The sequence below is a fragment of the Actinoplanes sp. NPDC004185 genome (genome assembly GCF_053603475.1).
In genome coordinates this window covers 190,122-212,212 of record NZ_JBSGFR010000006.1, presented here as the reverse complement: position 1 = coordinate 212,212, position 22,091 = coordinate 190,122, and the positions used below count along the sequence as shown (strand labels likewise).

The 22,091-nt window shown below is 72.8% G+C and carries 19 protein-coding genes; 10 read left to right on the top strand and 9 right to left on the bottom strand.

All coding sequences use genetic code 11. The features are described 5' to 3' along the window. Positions 1 to 84 precede the first annotated feature (84 nt). Positions 85 to 2,775, bottom strand: a complete 2,691-nt coding sequence (locus ACWEOZ_RS08850; protein ID WP_451910133.1) for an alpha/beta hydrolase family protein — start codon at positions 2,773 to 2,775, stop codon at positions 85 to 87. Between the two features lie 42 nt (positions 2,776 to 2,817). Then, positions 2,818 to 3,411: a LysE/ArgO family amino acid transporter gene (locus ACWEOZ_RS08845; RefSeq protein ID WP_451910132.1), complete on the bottom strand. Its 594-nt coding sequence runs from the start codon at positions 3,409 to 3,411 to the stop codon at positions 2,818 to 2,820. 72 nt (positions 3,412 to 3,483) lie between these two features. On the opposite strand from ACWEOZ_RS08845, the gene ACWEOZ_RS08840 reads away from it, so the two are divergent. Beyond that, the gene (locus ACWEOZ_RS08840; RefSeq protein ID WP_451910131.1) at positions 3,484 to 4,338 is read left to right on the top strand and encodes a LysR family transcriptional regulator ArgP; all 855 of its coding nucleotides are present in this window, start codon (positions 3,484 to 3,486) and stop codon (positions 4,336 to 4,338) included. Here ACWEOZ_RS08840 and dapD read toward each other — a convergent pair. Beyond that, on the bottom strand, positions 4,335 to 5,282 hold the full coding sequence (gene dapD / locus ACWEOZ_RS08835) for a 2,3,4,5-tetrahydropyridine-2,6-dicarboxylate N-succinyltransferase (protein WP_451910130.1): 948 nt from the start codon (positions 5,280 to 5,282) through the stop codon (positions 4,335 to 4,337). The genes ACWEOZ_RS08840 and dapD overlap by 4 nt on opposite strands. A gap of 60 nt (positions 5,283 to 5,342) precedes the next feature. Here dapD and ACWEOZ_RS08830 point away from each other — a divergent pair, with 60 nt between their 5' ends. Continuing rightward, on the top strand, positions 5,343 to 5,780 hold the full coding sequence (locus tag ACWEOZ_RS08830) for a hypothetical protein (RefSeq protein WP_451910129.1): 438 nt from the start codon (positions 5,343 to 5,345) through the stop codon (positions 5,778 to 5,780). On the opposite strand, the gene ACWEOZ_RS08825 is transcribed toward ACWEOZ_RS08830, so the two are convergent. From ACWEOZ_RS08825 to ACWEOZ_RS08815, 3 genes are read right to left on the bottom strand one after another with little or no spacing between them, the layout of a single operon-like run. Then, the gene (locus ACWEOZ_RS08825; protein ID WP_451910128.1) at positions 5,767 to 6,111 is read right to left on the bottom strand and encodes a hypothetical protein; all 345 of its coding nucleotides are present in this window, start codon (positions 6,109 to 6,111) and stop codon (positions 5,767 to 5,769) included. The genes ACWEOZ_RS08830 and ACWEOZ_RS08825 overlap by 14 nt on opposite strands. Before the next feature lie 11 nt (positions 6,112 to 6,122). After that, positions 6,123 to 7,676, bottom strand: a complete 1,554-nt coding sequence (locus tag ACWEOZ_RS08820; protein WP_451910127.1) for a hypothetical protein — start codon at positions 7,674 to 7,676, stop codon at positions 6,123 to 6,125. Beyond that, positions 7,673 to 7,972, bottom strand: coding sequence for a type VII secretion target (locus tag ACWEOZ_RS08815; protein ID WP_451910126.1), 300 nt, complete (start codon positions 7,970 to 7,972; stop codon positions 7,673 to 7,675). The genes ACWEOZ_RS08820 and ACWEOZ_RS08815 overlap by 4 nt, the downstream gene beginning before the upstream one ends. Before the next feature lie 122 nt (positions 7,973 to 8,094). On the opposite strand from ACWEOZ_RS08815, the gene dapE reads away from it, so the two are divergent. After that, on the top strand, positions 8,095 to 9,171 hold the full coding sequence (gene dapE / locus ACWEOZ_RS08810) for a succinyl-diaminopimelate desuccinylase (protein WP_451910125.1): 1,077 nt from the start codon (positions 8,095 to 8,097) through the stop codon (positions 9,169 to 9,171). Between the two features lie 3 nt (positions 9,172 to 9,174). Here the strand turns inward: dapE and ACWEOZ_RS08805 are convergent, their stop codons facing one another. Further along, positions 9,175 to 9,342, bottom strand: coding sequence for a hypothetical protein (locus tag ACWEOZ_RS08805; RefSeq protein ID WP_212991198.1), 168 nt, complete (start codon positions 9,340 to 9,342; stop codon positions 9,175 to 9,177). Between the two features lie 201 nt (positions 9,343 to 9,543). Here ACWEOZ_RS08805 and ACWEOZ_RS08800 point away from each other — a divergent pair, with 201 nt between their 5' ends. The 5 genes from ACWEOZ_RS08800 to ACWEOZ_RS08780 all read left to right on the top strand — a co-directional run bounded on the left by ACWEOZ_RS08800 (position 9,544) and on the right by ACWEOZ_RS08780 (position 20,116). Continuing rightward, entirely contained in the window at positions 9,544 to 10,320 is a 777-nt protein-coding gene (locus ACWEOZ_RS08800) for an LOG family protein (protein ID WP_451910124.1), read from the top strand. Between the two features lies 1 nt (position 10,321). Continuing rightward, complete coding sequence (locus ACWEOZ_RS08795; RefSeq protein ID WP_451910123.1) at positions 10,322 to 10,870, top strand: LOG family protein; 549 nt, start codon at positions 10,322 to 10,324, stop codon at positions 10,868 to 10,870. 363 nt (positions 10,871 to 11,233) lie between these two features. Then, complete coding sequence (locus ACWEOZ_RS08790) at positions 11,234 to 12,253, top strand: LacI family DNA-binding transcriptional regulator (protein ID WP_451910122.1); 1,020 nt, start codon at positions 11,234 to 11,236, stop codon at positions 12,251 to 12,253. A gap of 37 nt (positions 12,254 to 12,290) precedes the next feature. Beyond that, on the top strand, positions 12,291 to 16,616 hold the full coding sequence (locus ACWEOZ_RS08785) for a UvrD-helicase domain-containing protein (RefSeq protein WP_451910121.1): 4,326 nt from the start codon (positions 12,291 to 12,293) through the stop codon (positions 16,614 to 16,616). Further along, the gene (locus ACWEOZ_RS08780; RefSeq protein ID WP_451910120.1) at positions 16,613 to 20,116 is read left to right on the top strand and encodes an ATP-dependent helicase; all 3,504 of its coding nucleotides are present in this window, start codon (positions 16,613 to 16,615) and stop codon (positions 20,114 to 20,116) included. The genes ACWEOZ_RS08785 and ACWEOZ_RS08780 overlap by 4 nt, the downstream gene beginning before the upstream one ends. Before the next feature lie 8 nt (positions 20,117 to 20,124). On the opposite strand, the gene ACWEOZ_RS08775 is transcribed toward ACWEOZ_RS08780, so the two are convergent. Beyond that, positions 20,125 to 20,532 carry a pilus assembly protein CpaE gene (locus tag ACWEOZ_RS08775; RefSeq protein WP_451910119.1) on the bottom strand — a complete coding sequence of 136 codons (408 nt, stop codon included), beginning with the start codon at positions 20,530 to 20,532 and terminating at the stop codon, positions 20,125 to 20,127. Between the two features lie 223 nt (positions 20,533 to 20,755). On the opposite strand from ACWEOZ_RS08775, the gene cspE reads away from it, so the two are divergent. Further along, positions 20,756 to 20,959: a transcription antiterminator/RNA stability regulator CspE gene (gene cspE, locus ACWEOZ_RS08770; protein ID WP_015625344.1), complete on the top strand. Its 204-nt coding sequence runs from the start codon at positions 20,756 to 20,758 to the stop codon at positions 20,957 to 20,959. 83 nt (positions 20,960 to 21,042) lie between these two features. On the opposite strand, the gene ACWEOZ_RS08765 is transcribed toward cspE, so the two are convergent. Next, positions 21,043 to 21,774, bottom strand: coding sequence for a lysophospholipid acyltransferase family protein (locus tag ACWEOZ_RS08765; protein WP_451910118.1), 732 nt, complete (start codon positions 21,772 to 21,774; stop codon positions 21,043 to 21,045). Between the two features lie 128 nt (positions 21,775 to 21,902). Between ACWEOZ_RS08765 and ACWEOZ_RS08760 the strand changes: the two genes are divergently transcribed. Beyond that, positions 21,903 to 22,082, top strand: coding sequence for a hypothetical protein (locus ACWEOZ_RS08760; protein ID WP_451910117.1), 180 nt, complete (start codon positions 21,903 to 21,905; stop codon positions 22,080 to 22,082). The last annotated feature ends 9 nt before the right edge of the window (positions 22,083 to 22,091 follow it).

Genomic DNA, 22,091 nt, shown 5'->3' with positions numbered 1-22,091 from the left:
GGTGGAGATCGGGGTCCGTGACTGCGCCTTCCGCTACCCCTCGGGGAACATGGTCAGGTTCTCCGAGGGGTAGCGGAACGGGCGTCAGTCGGTGACTGTTCCGGTCACCGTGCCCAGTTCGGGCGCTTCCTCTTCCCAGCCGAACACCGTCGGGTGCAGCTGCACCACCTCGTCCGGCTCGTCCGCGGAGTCGGTGATAGTCGGGATGGTCAGGTCGGCGGTCAGCTCACCGGCCTGCACCCCGGTCCACGGCAGCAGGTAGGTCTCCGACAGCGGCCGCGACGGCAGCGGGTCCTCGCCCGAGTTGTCGGTGAACCAGGTCGGGTCGACGTCCGTGCTGGACAGCTCGGTCCCGGTGGCCGGCGGCTCGACGTCGGCCTCGACCCAGATCGGGGTCTCGGCCACGGTGGAGAGCCGGATCCGCCAGGCGAGCGTTCCGCCTTCGGCGACCCGGTCGGCGACCGGCTCGACGGTGATCTTCGGGGCCGGGTCGTCGTTGGCGGCGATGACCGCGCCCTGGTAGTCGCCGATCACCGTGCCGCGGACGGCCTTGGCGTTGAGGGTGGTGGCGTCGCCGGTGCCGAAGAGCGTGTCCCCGGTGACCTTGACCGGCACCCGGATCGTGCTGCTGCCGGGACGGACGGTGGCCAGCCAGGACTTCGTCTCGTACGTGGCCGAGTCGGTGAGGAACAGCCGCACCTGACCGTTGCCGCGCCCGGTCACCTTGACCGGCACCTGGTACGTGCGGCTGCCCGAGTCGCCCTCGACGACGTTCAGCTCGCCGATGTCGATCCGGGGCAGGGCGACGGGCCGCGCCGCCGGAGTGCCCGGCCGCCAGCCCCACGCGTCGATCAGCCAGGCCTGGCCGGTGGCACTGCGCGGGACAAGCTCCAGCTTCGTCACGCCGCGGACCTTCTTGAGCGGCACGCGCACCTCCTGGCCCCAGTACGAGGTCGTGTTCTCACTGCCGGGCAGGCCGTCGAGGCTCACCTCGCCGAGTGAGGTGCGGCGGCCGGCGGCGTCGGTGACGGCCACGCCGAACCGGTTGCCGGTGGTGTTGGGCGGCACCACGAGCCGCAGGGCCAGCTCACGTGAGCCGGAGACGCTGACCGGCCGGCTGGGCCGCAGCGTGACCGCCTTGCCGGGGGCGGACCACTTCAGGTCGACGGCGTAGCGGCCCGGCTCCCGGGCGAAGCCGAACGGGACGAAGTGCGGCGACGGGCTGAACCAGCTCTCGGTGGTCAGGCACGCTTTGGTGGCATCGTCGGTGACCTGCTCGCAGAGCCGGCCGCCGGTGACCTTGACGGACTCGTCGGGGATCAGCGCTGCCGTGCGTCCGGCGCCGATGGCGTGGCTGAGCACCCGGGCGGGGTCGGCCGACGGGGCGCGTACGCCGGTGCCGTCGAGCAGTGGCCGGACCCGGTCGTCCCCGCCGACGAAGAGCCGCGCGGCCGCCGCGATGTACGTCGCACCGACCGTCTGCTCCTGCTGGGCCGTGAGCCGCGTGGGCGTGCCGGGCGAGCACACCGGGTCGGGCTGGTCGCCGGTGAAGAAGTCGTCGAAGGACGGTGCCTTCGACTGTCCCGGTGTCCACTCGGTGTTGAAGAAGTTGTGGTTGGCGCCGATCGCGTACAGGGAGCTGTGCAGGGCCTTGCCGCGGCTGACGCCGCGGGTGGCGTCGACGAACATCTGTCCCTGCAGGTCGGAGACGTCACCGTCGCAGCCGGGCAGGATCGTCGCGGACGGCACGTCCGGCACCGGGTTCTGGCCGAAGATCGTCGGGCCGATCAGCAACAGGCCGCGGATCGTCCAGCGGACCTTGCCGTGGTAGCCGTCGGCGGCCGCCGGGGGCGGGGTCAGGCTGTCCATCGCGGCGCGGCTGACGCCCTCGCCGCCCCGGGAGTGACCCATCAGGAACACCTTGGACAGGTCGGCCCGCGGCGCGGACTTCACGACGGCGGGGGCGTTCGCGCGTCCGGCGCCGGCCCAGTCGGCCCAGCGGGCGAGGTGCTGGCGGACCAGTGAGGAGCGGGCCTGGGCGCCGCCGTCGGCGGCGGCGAAGTCCTGGCCGTTGATGCCGTTGGCCGAGATCGAGACGGTGACGTAGCCCTGTGAGGCCAGCAGCTGCTGGGCCTGGAGGTAGCCGCGATGGCTGGGCACCGGCTCGGTGCCCTTGCCGCACGGCCAGTCGCCGGTCAGGGCTTCCTCGTCGGCGCCCTTGAAGCAGGTGTAGTGCCGTCCGTGCAGGAACAGCGCGAGCGGACGCTTGCCGGGCGCTCCCTGCGGGGCGACCACGACGCCCTGCATCTCCACGGGCTCCGGGAAGTCCGGCAGCTTGACCCCGGCCAGCGAGTACTCGCCGGTGACAGTCCGGTACGGCCCCTTGACGCCGGGATCGACCTTGTTCGGGGGCAGCGCCCGGGGTGCCGGCACCGCGGCCGCCCGTTTGCGCGCCGGTGCCGGGGTGTCCCCGTCGAGCCGCCGGCCACCCGCGCGGACCTGCAGGTCACGCAGGTCCTTGGCGTGTTCCAGGGGCAGCCGGAACGTACGGTCGTCGGCCGCCGCGTGCGGCCGGCCCAGCAGCCGGTCGCCGGCGTAGAACTCGACCGCCGCGTCGCCCATCGGGATCCGGTCACCGGACCGCCAGGTCAGCTGGCCGTCGGTCACGGACCAGCCGTCGCCGGCTGCCGGAGCGGGTGGCGCGGCCCAGGCCTGCCCCGCCCCGCTCACCACTAATGCCGCGGCCAGCGCCGCCGATACGAGGAGTCTTCGCATGCCCCGTGTATACCGAATACATGCAAATGGTTCGATTGATGGCTAAACAAGCAGGGTGGTGGCGACGCCGACCATCACCACGGCGATCAGGCCATCCAGCACTCGCCAGGCCGCCGGCCGGGACAGCACCGGGGCCAGCCGGTGGGCGCCCAGGCCCAGCGCGGAGAACCACACCGCGCTGGCCACCGCGGCGCCGATCCCGAACAGCCACCGGTGCGGGTGCTGCTGGGCCACCGAGCCGAGCAGCAGCACGGTGTCGAGGTAGACGTGCGGGTTCAGGTAGGTCAACGCGAGGCAGGTCAGCAGGGTCGCGCGCAGGGTGGCCGGGGCCCGGCCGGTCGGCTTCAGCGTGCCGGGCCGCCACGCCCGCTTCGCGGCCAGGGCGGCGTAGGTGAACAGGAACGCGGCCCCGGCCCAGCGGATGACGGTCACGGCCGTCGGCCGCGCGGTCACCACCGCGCCGAGCCCGGCGATCCCGGCCGCGATCAACATCAGGTCCGAGACGGCACAGGTCAGGACCACCGGGAGTACGTGCTCGCGGCGCAGACCCTGGCGCAGGACGAACGCGTTCTGGGCGCCGATGGCGACGATGAGGACGAGGGAGGCAGCGAAGCCGGCGACGGTGGAGGTGAGCACACCACCGACGCTAGGACGCGAGCGTGATGTACTCCAGCTAAAGATTCTTCACGAAGATAAGGAAATCTGTTCTTGGACGCGGTGCAGCTGGCGACGTTCCAGGCGGTGATCGAGGGCGGCAGCTTCGAGGCCGCCGCCCGTACGCTGCACGTCACCCCGTCCGCGGTCAGCCAGCGGATCAAGGCCCTCGAGCAGGCCGTCGGGCAGGTCCTGGTGCGCCGGGCCAGACCGTGCGAAGCGACCGAGGCGGGACAGGCGCTGGTCCGGCTGGCCGGCCAGATCGCGCTGCTCGAACGCGAAGCGCTGGCGGCGGCCCGGGGCGGGCCGGGCGGCGACGGCCGGACCCGGATCTCGGTGGTGGTCAACGCCGACTCGCTGCACACCTGGTTCCTGCCGGCGCTGGCCGCGCTGCCGGCCGAGCCGGCGCTGAGCTTCGAAGTGCACCAGGACGACCAGGACCACACCGAGGAGCTGCTGCGCGCCGGTACGGCGATGGCCGCGGTGACCGCACAACACGTGGCCGTCCAGGGTTGCCGGGTCGAGAAGCTCGGCGCGATGCGCTACCTGGCGGTGGCCGCTCCCGGCCGCTTCACCAGTTTCGCCACCACGCCGATGCTGGTCTTCAACCGCAAGGACCGCCTCCAGCACCGTTTTCTGGAGGCGCTGGGCCACGGCGACCTGGAACCGCCGATCACCTACATCCCGGCGACGAACGCCTTCGTCGAGGCGATCCGGCTCGGCCTGGGCTGGGGCATGGTCCCGGAGCAGACGGCCCGCGAGGACATCGCGGCGGGCCGGGGCGTGGACCTGGCGCCGGGCCGGCACCTGGACATCCCGCTCTACTGGCAGTACTGGCGGATGGAGTCGACGGTGCTGACGGCCCTGACCACCGCGGTCAAGGCCGTCGCGGCCGGGGCGTTGCGTTAGTCGTTGGCGTGCAGGGCGGCGTTGAGCTCGATGCCCGTGCCCTTGCGCGGCCGGGCCTCCAGGGCGCCGGTCACCGAGTTGCGCCAGAAGAGCAGGCCGTTGACGCCCGACAGCTCGCGGGCCTTGACCACCCGGCCGTCCGGCAGCGTCAGCTTCGACCCCGCGGTGATGTAGCACCCGGCCTCGACCACACAGTCGTCACCGAGCGAGATGCCGATGCCGGCGTTGGCCCCGAGCAGGCTGCGCTCACCGATGGACACCTTGTCCTTGCCGCCGCCGGAGAGCGTCCCCATGATCGACGAGCCGGCGCCGACGTCGGAACTGTCACCGACGACGACACCCTGCACGATGCGGCCCTCGACCATCGAGGTGCCGAGCGTGCCGGCGTTGAAGTTGCAGAAGCCCTCGTGCATGACGGTGGTGCCGTTGGCGAGATGCGCGCCGAGCCGTACCCGGTCGGCGTCGGCGATCCGCACGCCGGAAGGCGTCACGTAGTCGGTCATCCGCGGGAACTTGTCGACCCCGTAGACGGCGAGGTGCCGGCCGGCGGCCCGCTCCAGGAAGCGCAGCTCGTCCACCCGGTCGGGCGGGCACGGCCCGGCCGACGTCCAGGCGACGTTGGCCAGCAGGCCGAAGATGCCGTCGAGATTCTGCTCATTCGGCCGCACCAGCCGGTGCGACAACAGGTGCAACCGCAGGTACGCGTCCGAGGCGTCCTTGATCGGGTCGGCCAGCGAACCGACCTCCACCCGCACCTCGACCGTGGCCAGGCCGGCCAGCGCCTTCAGCCCGGTGAGACCGGCGGGCAGCGTCGGCGCCTCATCGGGAACGGTGCCGAGACCGAGGAAACCGCTCGGGAACCAGGTGTCGAGCACCTGACCCTCGGCGGTGACGGTGGCGAGGCCGATGCCCCAGGCAGGCGAGGTCGAAATCGCGGTACTCACGCAGCGAACCCTACTAGGAGGGGGCAGCGCCCGTGGCGCCGGTTCAGTAGGGTCCGGCCGGTGAGAAGGGTGTTGTCGTGGTCGCTCGCCGTAGCGATTGTGCTGGCCGCCGCCGTCTGGGGCGGCCTGGCCCTGCACGAGCGCGCGACCTTCGGCACCAAGATCACCGAGAAACACCTGACCGTCGAGGTCGACAAGGGCGACCGCTTCTCCCTGGCGGTCCCGGACCGCGGCGCCTCCGTCGGCGACGCGTGGTCGGCGACCGTCACGCCAGACGGTGTCGTGGCTGCCGTCGAGGACCGCAAGGTCATGAGCAACGTCTGGGACCGCGTCTTCGGCCCGCAGGCAGGCGGCGGCGCCGGGACCCGCTACTTCATCTACACCGCCGAGACGCCGGGCACGGTGCGGGTGACGCTGGCGAACTGCTTTCAGGGCTGTCGCGATGGCTATTCGCGGGGCCTCTCCCGCGAGGTGACCTGGACGGTCACGGTCGGCTGAGCCGGGCCGCGATGATCGCCGCGACGGCGTCGAGCCAGCCGGCGAAGAGCTGATCGTCGCCGTGGGCGACCACCAGCCAGGGCCGGACCACCTCGGACTGCGCCGGCGTGGGCATCGGCTCGGGCAGACCGGCGGCGAAGGCGATGCCACCGCGCCGCACGACCTCGGCCAGGAAACGCACGGACGCCGGTTGCCCGCCCGCCCGGGCGACCTGCACGGCGGCCGGAACGGCCGCGCCGATCAGCAGCTGCCGGGCCGGATCGCCCGTGCGCAGGGCCGCGGCCACCGCCTCGGCGACGTCGACGGTCAGCAGGTCGTCATCGGTCCGCACTCCGGCGCGTCTCATCGGCCGGCCGCCGCGGGCAGGCGCACGGCGGTCGGTTCGCGCGGGATCTCGGGGTCGATGGCGTCGACATGACCGTCGGTGAACTCCCGCTCGGTGATCCAGTAGGTGTAGCCCCAGGGGTTGTAGATCTGCAGCTGATTGCCCGAATGCCCGATGACCAGCAGCTGGTGGCCCTCCGGCCCCTCGTCGACCGACAGCGGCACCGGGCGGCCCTCGTCGACCGCGCGCTCGATCTGCGGCAGGACGCTCGCCCGGGACTCGGCATCCCGGGTCTGCACGTCCTCGTAGCGAGTGCCTGTGCGCGGCGCGATCTCCTCGTTGGCGATCGTCTCGGACTGCTCGTCGGTCATGCCCTCGCTGTGGAACGTCTCCTGCCACCAGCCGCGGCCTTCGTCGTAGACCTGAACCTGTTCGGCGCGCAGCCGGTCCGCGAACGCGGCGGGATTGTCGAACTGCGGGTCGCCGGGATGACCACCGGTGGTGAGCTGCAGGGCGTAGAGCGGGTCGACCTGGGCCCGGGCCGTCACCGTCGACGAGGCCACGCAGGTCGGCAGCGGACCCTGTTGCCATTCCGCGGCACCGAAGCGGTTGGCCTGCGTTCCGGGGGTCGGGTTCTCGACGTCCAGGGACAGCGGACTCAGATGCTCCCGCAGCCACCCCGGGTCGTGACCGTGCCCGGCGATCAACTGGTCGAATCCCGCCACTTCAGCCACCGAATACCCCGCCGCCAACGTCTTCAGCAGGTACGCCCGGTGCTCCGGCGAGTAGGCCGTCGCCAGCAGCCCGGTCATCCGTTCCCGGTCCTCGTCGTTCAGCGCGGCCAGGGCCTCGGCCGCCCGCTGGTCCATCGCCGGGGTCAGCACCGGCGTCAGCGGCACCATGGTCCGGGTCCAGCCGGCGCCCGCGATCACCACCTCGTCGACCGCCGACAGCGGGGAGTCGCTGAGCCGGCCGGTGCGGGCCTGCGTCTCGATCTCGTGCATGGCCGTCGCGAAGTCCTCCGCGGCGTTGCGCATCGCGATGTGCTTGTCGACCCGGCCGTCGATGTGCGCGATCGCCTGCGCGTGCTGGTCGCGCATGATGTCGCCCTCGTACTCGAGGTTGGGCACCGGGCCCCAGCTCATCGCCCCGACCGTGGTGGCGATCTCGGCCAGCGCGGCGGCGTTGCCACGGTCGCCGGGCTCCTGCTGGACCAGGTCGGCGTGCTGGCGTACCTGATCGCTGATCTGCCGGAACGCCGTCAGCGCGCGGAACATGTCGTCGGCGAGGGCCCGCAGCGCGTCGTTCGCGGTGACGTGGGTGTCGCCGGCCCACACGTCGCTGATGCCCTGCTCGCGCAGCACGTCGGCCGCGTCCAGCGCCTTCTCCACCGACTGCGTCACCGTCCGGCAGTCGTCCGCGATCAGGCCCAGCGCGTCGGCGTCGCCACCGAAGGTCGGCACGGCCGCGGCGGCGGCGCAGGCCTCCGCGAGCTCGTTCGCACCCCACACGCCGTGCGCGTCGTGGATGTCGTCCTGGAGGTCCTGCAGCCGGTCCAGCTCGTCGCTCATCGGCTGCCGGCCAGCCGGCCGGCGCCGCGGGCGTCCGACGCGTCGTAGTCGGCGGCGGCCGCGTCGAGCGCGTCGGCCAGCTGCCGGGCCGCCTCGGCCAGGACTTCCGTCTCCTTCTCCCAGGCGGCGATCGCCGACCGGTACGGGGCCGCCGTCGTGTACGTGTCGAAGGCCCCGGCGACCCGGAAGTCGCGTTCGGGTCCGCCGGCCTGGATCCCGGCCCGGCGCAGGTGCTCGGCCACCTCGTCCCGCAGCTTCGTCGCGGCTGCCCGTAGCTGTGTCGTGTCGACCTGCATCGTCCGTGCGCCTCCCCAGGTTCCGGACCCGAAAGCCTAGTGGGAAAACACCGCCCGTGTCCGTCCGGTCTCGCTCCGCGCATCGGCGTACGGCTTCATCTCCGGGCGGTAATGTGCCGCTCATGGCGAACCCGCTCACCCCTGACGTGCTCGTCGACCCCGTGGTGCTCACCCGCACCCTGGTCGACATCGAGTCCGTCTCCCGCGACGAGAAGGCCATCGCCGACTGCGTCGAGGACGTCCTGCGGCAGTCGCCGCACCTGCACACCGAGCGGTACGGCAACACGGTCATGGCCCGCACCGGGCTGGGCCGCGACCAGCGGGTCATCCTGGCCGGCCACCTGGACACCGTGCCGATCAACGGCAACTTCCCGTCCACCGTGGTCGACGACCTGATCTACGGCTGCGGCACCTCCGACATGAAGTCCGGCGTGGCCCTGGCCCTGCACCTGGCGGCGACCCTGCCCGAGCCCGGCTACGACGTCACCTACCTCTTCTACGAGGCGGAGGAGATCGAGTCGCAGTTCAACGGCCTGCACCTGGTCTCGCAGGAGCATCCGGAGTGGCTGCGGGCCGACTTCGCGGTGCTGCTGGAGCCCACGTACGGCGTGGTCGAGGCCGGCTGCCAGGGCACGATGCGGGCGCGGATTCGCACCCACGGCCGGCGGGCGCACACCGCGCGGGCGTGGCGCGGAGTGAACGCCATCCACGCGGCCGGAGAAGTGCTGCGCCGGCTCGACGACTACCGGCCGCGCACGGTGACCATCGACGGATGCACATACCGTGAGGGGCTGAACGCCGTACGGATCTCCGGCGGCGTGGCCGGCAACGTGGTCCCGGACGAGTGTGAGGTCGAGGTCAACCTGCGCTTCGCGCCGGACCGTTCCGAGCAGCAGGCGCTCGATCACGTGCATGAGGTCTTCGCGGATTTCGACATCGAGGTGACCGACTCGGCGCCCGGGGCCCTGCCGGGGCTCGATGCGGCGCCGGCGCGGGAATTCCTCACCGCCGTCGGTGCGGAGCCGGCCGCGAAGCTGGGCTGGACCGACGTGTCCCGGTTCGCCGCGCTGGGCATCCCGGCGCTGAACTACGGGCCCGGTGACCCGGCGCTGGCCCATGCGCCGGACGAGCATGTCGAGATCGGCAGGATCCGCGACGGTGCGGCCACGCTGCACCGATGGCTGACCGCGTATGAGTAGGGGTCAGGCCGGGTCGGCGGCGGGCCGGGGTATCTCCACGGTGGTCTCCGGGTCGAAAGCCGGGTCCGCCCCCGGCGGGGGCAGGGCGAGAGCCATCCGGCGCTCCTCGACCACCAGCCGGATGCGCCGCTGCATGCGGCGCTGCATCTTCATACGCTCGTAACGGGTCATCACGGTGGCTCCTCTGCCCAGATGCCCGGCGGTCAGCCGGGCGCCGTGCCTGCGCCGTGCGGGGTTCGGTAACTGTACAGACGCTCCAGAGCTACCGTCCGTTGCTTCAATCTGGCAAAAAGGCCGCCTCGTCGCAATCCTCTTGCCGAAACCCAACCGGTTATTCACCGGTTACGGACCGTCCGCACTACCGTGGTTGCCATGACGGACAGCACCAACGGTCGCAGGCGCGTACCCCCGGAGCGTCATCGCGGCGCCGTCACGCTCCGGCGTGAATCGATGCCCTTGAGCACCGCCGACGAGAAACTGCTCGACTCCCATCATCGCGGTGAGTGGAAGACCAAGGACGCGTGGCGGGCGCTGCGCATCCTGTCGGAGTTCGTCGAGGGCTTCGACACCCTCGCCGATCTGCCGCCGGCGGTGAGCGTGTTCGGCTCGGCCCGCAGCACCCCGGACAGCCCCGAGTGTGAGCTGGCCGCGGACCTGGGCACGGCCCTGGCCGAGGCGGGTTACGCGGTGATCACCGGCGGCGGGCCGGGCGTGATGGAGGCGGCGAACCGCGGCGCGACCGAGGCCGGTGGCATGTCGGTCGGGCTCGGCATCGAGCTGCCGTTCGAGCAGGGCCTGAACGACTGGGTGGACATCGGCATCGATTTCCGTTACTTCTTCGTGCGCAAGACGATGTTTGTCAAGTACGCGCAGGCGTTCGTCGTGCTGCCCGGCGGCTTCGGCACGCTCGACGAGCTGTTCGAGGCGATCACGCTGGTGCAGACCAAGAAGGTCACCCGCTTCCCGGTGATCCTGATCGGCACCGAGTACTGGGGCGGCCTGCTCGACTGGATCAAGGGCCGACTGCTCGTCGACGGCAAGGTCAGCCCGGAGGACATGGACCTGATCATGCTGACCGACGACGTGGAGGAGGCCGTGCGGTTCATCGTGGACGCCGACGCCGCCCTGGCCGAGAACGGGAACAGGTGACGTGGCGGCGATCTGCGTCTTCTGCGCCTCGTCCAGCACCCTCGACCAGCAGTGGCTCGACCTCGCCACCCAGCTCGGCAAGTCCCTCGGCCCGCGCGGCCACAGCCTGGTCTCCGGCGGTGGCTGCGTCGGCATGATGGGCGCTGTCGCCGACGGCGCCCGGGCCGGGGGAGCCCACACGCTGGGCATCATCCCGCAGACGCTGGTCGACCTGGAGGTCGCCGACACGCGGTCGGACGAGCTCGTCGTCACCGCGGACATGGGCGCCCGCAAGAACATCATGATCGAACGGTCGGACGCGTTCATCACCCTGCCCGGTGGCCTGGGCACGCTCGACGAGCTCTTCGAGGTCTGGACGACCGCGACCCTCGACCTGCACCGTAAACCGATCGTCCTGCTCGACCCGGCCGGCTTCTACGACGGTCTGTGGAGCTGGCTGTCCGGCCTGGCCGACACGGAGTTCGTCCGCCGCCCGGCCCTGGCCCAGGTGACCGTGGTGAGCTCGATCGAAGCCGCGCTGGACACGATCGAAACAACCGCCCGGTCGTGACCGGCCGGTCCCGGTGAGACGTCACGCCGGGGCAGGAAGACCCGCCCCGGCGTGACCAGGACCTCGGCAGCCCGCCGGGCGACTCGGGGGCACACGCCGAGGCACGCCGCTCGCGCGCGGCGCCCGCGCATCGCCCCGGGGTCCGCGCGGCGACTTCGATGCTGCCAAGGCAGGCCCGGTGATCCGGCCCTGCCGGACCGGTGCGACACGGGCTGCCGGTCCGGCAGGGGGTCCGGGTGGAACCAGTGCTAGATGGGTTTAGCGTGACGTTGCTCCTCCGGCCGCCGCCCGTCAAGGGTCCCGATTTCGCCAAAGGCGCGCATCGGCGGCCGTCAGTTGGCCGGCGCGTGGAAGACTTCGGTCATGCCGCCGCAACGGGCGACCCTGCTGCAGGTCGCACAACGGGCCGGCGTGTCCCGCAGCACGGCGTCGTTCGTCCTCGCCGGACGCCACGTGGACATGCGCATCTCCGAGGACGCCCGGCAACGGGTCCTCCGCGCGGCCCAGGAGCTGGACTACCGGCCCAACCTGATGGCCCGCAGCCTGCGCACCAAGGTCACCAAGACCATCGCGCTGGTCTCCGACACGCTCGCCTCCGACCCGTACGCGGGCCGGGCCATCCACGGCGCCCTCGCCGCCGCCGTCGCCCACGGCCACCTGCTGTTCATCGGCGAGACCGAGGGCGAGTCCATGATCGAGGAGAGGCTGATCTCCGACTTCCTGGACCGGCAGGTCGACGCCTTCGTGTACGCGAGCATGTTCACCCGCTACGTGCGCGTGCCCAAGCTGCTCAAGGGCCGGCCGGTGGTGCTGCTCAACTGCCTGACCCGGGCCGCGAAACCGGCGTACCACTCGATCATCCCGGACGAGGTCGGAGCCGGCTGGAGCGCCGCCAAGGTGGTCATCGAGTCCGGTCACCGCGAGGGCATCCACCTCGTCGGCAACCTGGCCCACCACGTCTTCGCCGGTCGCGAGCGGCTGGCCGGGATCCGCGAGGGCTTCGGCGCGGCCGGCATCAAGCTGGCCGGGACGATCGACTGCGAATGGTGGCCGGACTCGGCGTACGAGGCGGTCAGCGCGGCGCTGGCCGGGGGACCGCCGCCGAAGGTGCTGATCTGCCTCAACGACCGGGTGGCGCTGGGCGCGTACCAGGCGCTGCGCGAGGCGGGCCTGAGCATCCCCGGTGACGTCTCGGTGCTCTCGTTCGACGACTCCGACCTGGCCGCCTGGCTGCGCCCCCAGCTGACCAGCATCTCGCTGCCGCACTACCAGCTGGGCTGGCAGGCGGTGGAGACCCTGCTGGACGCGGCGGGCCGGACCGAGCCCGAGGTGCGCCGGGTGCCGATGCCGGTGCGGTTCCGGGCGTCGACGGGTCAGCCCTGAGGGGATTCCGTCGTACCCCCGTGGTCTCATTGGTGCCGTGACCTCGACCCCCGCGGCGGTGCGCCGGCCGGCGTACCGGCTCGTCCGCCGCGCCGCCACCCCGGCGGAAACGCTGCGCGACGACCCCCTGCAGCGGTATGTCGTCGGCCACACCGACGGCCCGCTGCTGGTGGTCGGCGGCCCCGGCACGGGCAAGACCACGGTGCTGGTCGAGGCGGTCGCGGCCCGCATCGCCGAGGGCGTGGACCCGGAACGCATCCTGGTGCTGACCTTCGGCCGCCGCGGCGCGGGCGCGCTCCGGGACCGGATCGAGGCCCGCATCGCGGGCCCGACCTACCACGAGCCACTGGTACGCACCTTCCACGCGTACGCCTTCGGTCTGCTCCGCCGCGCCGCCGCCGAGCGCGGAGAGCCGTCACCACGCCTGCTCACCGGCCCCGAGCAGGACCTCATCATCCGCGAGCTGCTCGCCGTGGTCGGCGAGGCGGACGCCGAGGACACGGTCCGCTGGCCCGACGCGCTGCGCCCGGCCCTGCCCACCCGCGCCTTCGCCCAGCAGCTCCGCGACCTGATGCAGCGCGCGGCGGAGCGCGGCGTCGGCCCGGTCGAGCTCGCCCGCCTGGGTGAACGCCTGGGCCGCGACGACTGGCCGGCGGCGGCCCGGTTCATCCGGGAGTACGTCGCGGTGCTGGCCCTGCGCGACGTGACCACCCGCGGCTCGACGGCCTACGACCCGGCCGAGCTGGTCCGGGCGGCATCCGGCCTGCTGACCGACGACCCGCAGCTGCTGGCCGCGGAACGCCGCCGCCTGGCCCACGTGTACGTGGACGAGCTGGCCGACACCGACCCGGCCCAGATAGAACTGCTGTCCCTGGTCGCGGGCGGCGGCACCCCACTGGTGGCATTCGGCGACCCGGACTCGTCCGTGTACGGCTTCCGCGGCGCCGACCCGGAGGCGGTGAGCTCGTTCCCGCAGCGCTTCCGAACAGCATCGGGAGCGCTGGCCGAGGTCATCACGCTGCACACGAGCTACCGGGCCGAGCCGGCGGTGCTGGCGGCGACGGCCCGCGTCTCGCGGCGTATGCGGGGTGCGTCCCGCCACCGTTTCCTGCACCCGCCGCCGCCTACCGCGCCGGCCGAGCCCGATGCGGAGCGGCCCGAGCCGAACCGGAATGAGTTGTCGACCGACGACGCGGCCGACTCGGGCGCTGCGGCGGGAAGCGAGCCGACCGGCCCGGGTGTGGCGGGAAGCGGGCCGACCAAGCCGGGTGTGCCGGGAAGTGGGCCGACCGAGCCGGGTGTGCCGGGAAGTGGGCCGACCGGGCCGGGTGTGCCGGGAAGTGGGCCGACCGGCCCTGGCTCGGCCGAGATCGGGCCGACCGGGATCGAGCCGACCGAGATCGGGCCGACCGAAATCGGACCGACCGAGATCGGGCCGGCTGGGACCGGGCCTGCTGGGACCGGGCCTGCCCGGATTGGGCCGGCTGCGATCGAGCCGGCCGGGATCGGGCCGGCCGGTGTGGCAGGCACTGGGCCGGTCGGCGAGGCTGGAGTCGGGCTCGCCAGTGTCGATCCGACCGCCCGTGAAGCGGCGGATTCCGCGCCCAGCAGCTCCCCGGCCGGGAGCGAGCCGACGAGCCCGGCCGGTGATCGGCAGCCGAGCACCGACGACGCTCCGGAGGAGTCCGGGCAGCTCATCGAGGGTGCTGTCGTGCGGACGTTCCGGTCGCCGACCAGCGAGACCGCGTATGTCGCTCATGCGCTGCGAGAGGCACACCTGCTGCACGGTGTTCCGTGGTCCCGGATGGCTGTCGTGCTGCGTTCGACGACCTTGCAGCTGCCGTCCATCCAGCGCGCCCTCGCCGCCTCCGGCGTTCCGACCGTCACCCATTCCGAAGACCTTCCGCTGCACCTGCAGCCCGCTGTGGCGCCGTTCCTGCTGCTCCTGCGCTGTGCGCTCGAGCCGGACGTTCTCGATGAGGAAGCGGCCGTCGCGCTGCTGCACTCGCCGCTCGGTGGCGCCGATCCACTCGCCGAACGCCGGTTGCGGCAGGGTCTGCGGGCGCTGGCGCTCGCCGCCGGCGACCGCCGGCCGTCCGGTGAGCTGCTGGTCGACGCGCTGCGCGACCAGGCCGGGCTGGACGTCGTGGAACGCCGCTGGGCCGTGCCCGCGCAGACCGTGGCCCGGCTGATCGCCGTCGCGCGGGAGGCCGCCGCCGCCCCGGGGGCCACCGCCGAGCAGGTGCTGTGGGCGGTCTGGCGAGCGAGCGGCCTCGCCGAACGCTGGTACGCCCTCAGCACCCGCGGAGCCCCGGTGGAGCCCGGCGGCGAGGGCGGCCGGGCCCGGCAGTGGCGGGCGGAGGCAGCCGACCGTGACCTGGACGCGATCGTGGTCCTCTTCGACGCGGCGGCCCGGTTCGTCGACCGGCTGCCCGGAGCGCGCACCGAGGTCTTCCTGGACCATGTCCTCGGCCAGGACCTGCCCGCCGACTCGATCGCGCCGAGCGCCGACCGCGGTGAGGCGGTACGGCTGCTCACCGCCCACGCGGCCAAGGGCCTGGAGTGGGACGTGGTGGTCCTGGCCGGCGTCCAGGAAGGCATCTGGCCGGACCTGCGCCTGCGGGGCAGCCTGCTCGGCTCGGAACGACTGGTGGACTTCCTGGCCGGCCGCGCCGCCGCGGGGGCAGCAGCAGTGGTCGGCCAGACCTCCGCACTGCTCGACGAGGAACGCCGCCTGTTCTATGTGGCCGCCACCCGGGCCCGGCGGCAACTGATCGTGACGGCGGTGGCCTCGGCCAGCGTCGGCGGTTCGGACGGCGAGGAGCAGCCGAGCCGCTTCCTGGCCGAACTGGCCCTGCCGGACCGCCGCAGCGGCCCCGACCCCGACCAGCCCCCCGACCCCGGCCCGACCGACCCCGACGACCCCGGCCCCGACGACCCCGGCCCCGACGACCCCGGCCCCGACGACCCCGGCCCGGACGACCCGGGCCCGGCTGACTTCGGCCCGGCTGATCAAGGCCCAGCCGACCCGGGCCCGGCTGACTTCGGCCCGGCTGATCAAGGCCCAGCCGACCCCGGCCCAGCCGACCCCGGCCCGGCTGACTTCGGCCTGGCCGATCCCGGCCTGGCTGATCCAGGCCCGGCTGACCTTGGCCCGGCCGGTAACGGCCGGGGCAGCGGAAACCCGGACGGTGACGGCCGGGGCCACGGAGACCCGGACGGCAACGGCCGAGCCAGCGCCGGCCAGGACATCAGCGGCCGGGCAGACGCCGGCCCGGAGAGCCTGGACCTCGACGATCCCGGTCCGGACTACCCCGGCGAGGACGGCACGCCGACGGAAAACATCGGGACCGTAGCCGACGAGCACGACGTCGAGGTCCCGGTGGGCCGCCCGCCCCGCGCCCTCACCCTGTCCGCGCTCGTGGCTGAGCTCCGTACCGCTGTCGTCGCTCCCGGCTCCTCGCCGGCCCGGCGGCATGCCGCCGCGGCCGAGCTGGCCCGCCTCGCCGCCGCCGGCGTCCCCGGCGCGCATCCCGACGAGTGGTGGGGTCTCCGCTCGCTCTCCGACGACCGGCCGCTGGTCGACGAGGGCGAGCCGGTCAAGGTCACCCCGTCCTCGATGGAGAGCGCGCTGCGCTGCAGCCTGCGCTGGCTGCTGGAACGCCACGGCGGTGCCGCCCCGGCCGGCCCCGCCCAGGGTGTCGGCAATCTGGTGCACGCCGCCGCGATGCTCGCCGAGGATGCCAACGCCGACCGGGAGCGGCTGGTCGAGTACGTCTCGGCCCGGTTCGACGCGATCGAGCTGGCCGCCCGCTGGCTGGCCGGCCCCGAGCAGGAACGCGCCCAGGGCATGGTGGACAAGCTGCTGCGCTGGCTGGCCAAGAATCCGCGCCGGTTGCTCGCCATCGAGCACGAGTTCACCGTGCGGCTGGACGATCCGAGCCGGCCGATCCAGCTCACCGGGCGGGTCGACCGGCTGGAGGTCGACGAGCAGGGCCGGCTGGTCGTCATCGACCTCAAGACCGGCAAGAGCACCACCGTCACCACCGGCGACGTCGAGGAGCATGCCCAGCTCGCGGGCTATCAGGCCGCCGTCGACGCGGGTGCTTTCGACCAGTTCGGGGATGAGAGCGGCGGGGCCGCCCTGGTCCAGCTCGGCCCGACCAAGGAGGCCCGCGAGCAGATGCAGCTGCCGCTGGCCGAGGCCACCGACCCGAACTGGGCATACGCGATGGTCCGGCGTACCGCCGACACCATGGCCGCCGCCACCTTCTCGGCCGTCGCCAACAACAAGTGCCGGGTCTGCCCGGTCAAGACCAGCTGTCCCATCTCCGGTCAGGGCCGGCAGGTCGTCGAGCCGTGACCCAGCCCAGCCTCTTCACCGACCTTCCCGCCCGCCCGCGCCGCCGGGCTGATTCCGGGCCGCGTTACACCCCGGTCGAGCTGGCCAAACTCCTGCGGCTGCATGCGCCGACCCCGGAGCAGGCCGCGATCATCGCGGCGCCGGTCGAGCCGGTCCTGGTCGTCGCCGGCGCCGGTTCCGGCAAGACCGAGACGATGGCGTCGCGGGTGGTCTGGCTGGTCGCCAACGGGTACGCCCACCCGGACGAGATCCTCGGCCTCACCTTCACCCGCAAGGCCGCCGGTGAGCTGGCGCACCGCGTCCGGACCCGGCTCGGGCAGCTGGTCCGGCGCCTCGGCCAGCAGGACGCCCTGGCCGGCGAGCCGACCGTCTCGACCTACCACTCGTACGCGGCCCGCGTGGTCACCGAGCACGGCCTGCGCGCCGGGTACGAGCCGTCGGCCCGGCTGCTCACCGAGGCCGCCCGCTGGCAGATCGTGGACTCGCTGGTGCGCTCGTACACGGGCGAGATGACCGGGCTGAACCGCGCGCCCGGCACCGTCACCGATGACGTGCTGGCGCTCTCCGGCGAGCTGGCCGAGCATCTGGTCACGCCGGATGATCTCGCCGCGTGGACCGGCCGGTTCTTCGCCGAGGTGCAGGCGCTGCCCGGCCGGGTCTACAAGGACGTCAACGACATGCTGCTGCGCCAGCGGCACCGGCTCACCCTGCTGCCCCTGGTACGCCTCTACGACCAGCGCAAACTCGACATCGAGGCGATGGACTTCGGCGATCAGATGGCCCGCGCGGCCCGGGTCGCCCGGGACCACCCCGAGGTCGGGGCGATCGAGCGCGGCCGGTTCAAGATCGTGCTGCTGGACGAGTACCAGGACACCAGCCACGCCCAGGTGGTGCTGCTCAACGCGCTCTTCGGCGGCGGTCACCCGGTCACCGCGGTGGGCGACCCGTGCCAGTCGATCTACGGCTGGCGGGGCGCCTCGGCCGGCACGCTGGACCGGTTCCCCACCGAGTTCACCGGACCGGGCGGGCGCGAGGCGTGGGTGCTCAACCTGACCCGGAGCTGGCGCAACCGCCCCGAGATCCTCCAGGTCGCGAACGCGTTGTCCCGGCCGCTGCGGGCCGCCGGCGCCCGGGTCGCCGAGCTGATCCCGGCCCAGCGGGTGGCCGACCGGGTGGGTGGGCGCACGGTCGCGTGTGCGCTGCTGCCCACGTACGCGGAGGAGGCCGCCTGGATCGCCGACTCCATGCTGGCCGCCTGGCGGGCCGCGGCCCGGCTGCCGGACGCCCTGCCCGGTGACATCCCGCTGGAGAAACGTCCGACCAGCGCGGTGCTGGTCCGGGTCCGCAGCCAGATCGCCGCGATCGAGGAGGCGCTGCGCGCCCGCGGCCTGCCGGTCGAGGTGGTCGGCCTGGGCGGCCTGCTGGACACCCCGGAGGTACGCGACGTCGTCTGCACGCTGCGGGTGCTGGCCGACCCGACGGACGGCGCCGCCCTGTTGCGCCTGCTGACCGGGGCCCGCTGGCGGATCGGCCCGCGTGACCTGGTCGCGTTGCATCGCCGCGCCCGGGCCATCGCCGCAGCCCGGGTGTCCGCGACGACCGGCGACGAGCCTGAGGACATCGTCGCGGACCGGCTCGACGACGCCACCCTGGTCGAGGCAATGGCGGACCTCGGTGCACCTCAGCAGTACTCGCAGGAGGGGTATGCGCGGCTGCGGACGTACAGCAGGGAACTGGCCGAGTTGCGGCACCGCCTGGACCAGCCGCTGCCGGACCTGGTCGCCGACATCGAACGCACCATCGGCCTCGACGTCGAGGTGGCCGTCCGCGGCTGGGGCGCAGGCGACGCGGGCCTGGCCCGAGGCCACCTCGACGCCCTCGGTGACGTGGCCGCCCGGTATGCGGGGGACACGGACGGCGGCACTCTGGCGGGCTTCCTGGCCTTCCTGGCCGCGGCCGAGGAGGAGGAGCGCGGCCTCACCCCGGGCCAGGTCGACGTGGTCGAGGGCGCGGTGCAGATCCTGACCGCGCACGCGGCGAAGGGCCTGGAGTGGGACGTGGTGGCGGTCGCGGGCCTGACCAAGGGCGTGTGGCCGGGGATGACCCGGGGCTCCGATCACTTCCTGATGGGCATCGGGGTGCTGCCGTTCCCGCTGCGGGGTGACGCCGACGGCCTGCCGGCGCTGGACCTGTCCGGGGCGGCGGACCAGAAGGACGTGGCTGGGGCGCTGACAACGTTCAGCAAGGCCTGGCGTGAGCACGACGAGCGGGAGGAGCGCCGGCTGGCGTACGTGGCGGTGACCCGGCCCCGGCGGTTACTGCTCTGCTCCGGCTACTGGTGGGGCGACGGTGTGAAGAAGCCGCGCGGTCCGTCCGTCTTCCTGCAGGAGATCCGGGCGACCTGCCTCGACGGTGCCGGCGTGGTCGAGGAGTGGACCCCGGAGCCGGCGGCCGACGCGACCAACCCGAGCGCTGAGCTGGTGGCCACCGCGGAGTGGCCGTCGGATCCGCTGGGGGCCCGGCGGCCGGCGATGGCGGCGGCCGCGGATCTGATCCGCCGGATGATGGTGAGCCCGGACCCGGCGGCGGCCGAGGCCTTCGTGGAGCTGGCCGAGGGCGACCCCGAGATCGCCGCACGAGCCGGCCTGGCCGCCGACCTGATCGGCCTCCCGGCCCCCGGCACCCTGCCGGAGGCCACCCCGACCGACGACCCGGAGGCCGCGCCCAGTGCCGGGCCCAAAGCCGCGCCCAGCGCCGGGCCGGCCGGCGGAGAAGGCGGCCCCGGGCCGGACCCGGCCTGGGAGGATCCGGACATCGCCCGCTGGCGGCGTGAGGCCAGGATCCTGCTCGCCGAACGCGACGAGCGGGCCCGCCACGACGGCCCCCTCGAAGTCGCCCTGCCGCCGCACATCTCGGTCTCCCAGCTGGTCGTGCTGCGCCGCGACCCGCAGGCCCTGGCGCGGTCGCTGCGGCGCCCCTTGCCGCAGAGACCCACTCCCTACGCCCGGCGGGGCACCGCCTTCCACGCCTGGCTGGAGCAGCGGTTCGGCTCGGCGCGCCTGCTGGACGTCGACGAGCTGCCCGGCGCGGCGGACGACGACGCGGCCGCCGACGAGGAGCTGACCGCGTTGCAGGAGGCGTTCCTGGCCGGGGAGTGGGCCGAGCGCACCCCGGTCGAGGTCGAGGTGCCGTTCGCGACCACGGTCGCCGGGGTCGTGGTGCGGGGGCGGATGGACGCGGTCTTCGCCGATCCGGGCGGCCGGTTCGACGTCATCGACTGGAAGACCGGTCGCCGGCCCACTGCCGCCGACGCGGCTGCCGCGGCGGTGCAGCTGGCGGCGTACCGGATCGCCTGGGCCGCCCTGGCCGGGGTGCCGGTGGCGCGGGTCCGGGCCGGCTTCCACTACGTCCGCGACGGGGTGACCGTCCGGCCGGTCGACCTGCTGGACGCGGAGGGCCTGGCCGCGTTGATCGAAGAGGTCCCTGAGCAGGGAAGCTGAACGGAGACTCAGGTCGTGGCGGCGGCCAGCAGGTGCAGCAGGGCGGCCGCGTAGGCCTCCTCCGGAGTGGGCGCGGTGAACGTCCGTTCCTCACCCAGCAGGGTGATGTCCACATCCCAGCCGCGGTCCGTGCGGCGCAGGGCCCGCATTGTCCCGCCGAGCAGCTCCCGGAGCTGGTCCTCGCGGGGCAGCCACAGTGCTTCGTCCAGCTCCACGTCGTCCATCGCCCACTCCGTGGTGCCGTTGAAACCGATCACCCGGCCCTCCGGCAGCGAGTACACCTCGATGGTCATGTTGCTCAGCACGAACACGTCTTCGTCCAGGTCACGGTCGGGGATCGCGAAGCGGTCACCCGGCCCCGGCTTCCAGATCAGGCCGGCTTCCCTGAGCTCCTGTGCCACTTGCACGCCGATCACCGGTGCGCTCCCTTCGTCGTGCTAGGCTCCATCGCGTTGTCAGTTTGGTTCCCAAGTACCTAGGAGCGCCTGTGGGGATTCTGCCCCAGGCGCTCTTTGTCGTAACCCGGGTTTCTCCGGTACGGGCGATCAGTACGGCGACACGAGTCCCGCGAAGTGCGGGTCTTACTACCTCGTTCCTGGCCATAATGGACGGGAACGATCGACCGTCGAGGAGACGAGCATGGTTACCGGCGTAGTGAAGTGGTTTAACGCGGACAAGGGCTTCGGGTTCATCACCCCGGACGACGGCGGTGCCGACGTCTTCGCCCACTTCTCCGCCATCCAGACTTCCGGCTACCGCAGCCTGGACGAGAACCAGCGGGTTGAGTTCGAGGTGACCCAGGGCCAGAAGGGCCCGCAGGCCGCGAACATCCGCCCGCTCTGATCTCAGCCACACGCTGACCACCGGCGCCGGTCCCCTCGGGGGTCGGCGCCGGTGACGTTTCCGCCCCGGCGCGGTGGTGGTCTTCAGGCCCCCGCCGGGGTCGCGTCACCGACGCCCTCGGGCCGCGGCGCGGTGCCACCCAGGTGGGCCGGCAGCCACCAGCGGTCGTCCGGCCCGGACGGCTGCTCCGGATATTCCCGCTGGGCCGCGTCCAGCAGCGCGCTCAGCCGCTGCCGCAGGACCACCGTCGTCGCCTCCGCGGTGGCGTCGACCGCCGCCCGGATCGGCTCACCGATCTTGATGATCACCGGCACGTGCCGCTTGGTCAGATCTTTCGGGTGCCCCTTGGTCCAGAGCCGGTGCGGTCCCCATACCGCCATCGGGATCAGCGGCACCCCGGCCGCCTGGGCCAGCCGGGCCGCCCCCGACTTGAGCGCCTTCACCGTGAACGACTCGCTGATTGTGGCCTCCGGGAAGACGCCGACCACCTCGCCGTTCTTGAGGGCCTTCTCCGCCTCGTTGAAGGCCGCGGTGCCGGCGCGGCGGTCCACCGGGATGTGGTGCATGCCGCGCATCAGCGGCCCACTGACCTTGTGGGTGAAGACCGACTTCTTGGCCATGAACCGGACCAGCCGCTTGGCCGGCTGGGCGCCCAGGCCGCAGAAGATGAAATCGAGGTAACTGGCGTGGTTGCTGGCCAGCACCGCCCCGCCCATGGCGGGGATGTGCTCCGCCCCTTCGATCTGAATCCGCAGGTCAAGGACACGGAACATCGTCTTGGCGAGGCCTATGACGGGGGGATAAACGATTTCCATCCGATTACGGTACCGGGGTGGGGTGAAGGTTGCCTGGCAGGAATGCAACCGATCGGGCCTCAGCGGCGTCTTAGAGATGACTGTGCCGGATCCCGGGAGGGGTCCGACTTCGCTGGGGAGGCTTTCGCATGCAGACCGTGTCCGCCCGCCGGGAGCTGGGCCTCGTGCTGGCGTTGGCCGTCTTCGGGATCGCTCTGGTGCTCGTCGTCGCATTCGCCCCCTGGTACGGACCGGTCGTGCCGGGCGATGCCGGGGCCTCCGTGGTGCAGACCCTCCCGCCGGATGCCACTGCCGCGCTCGGCCGGTAACCCATGACG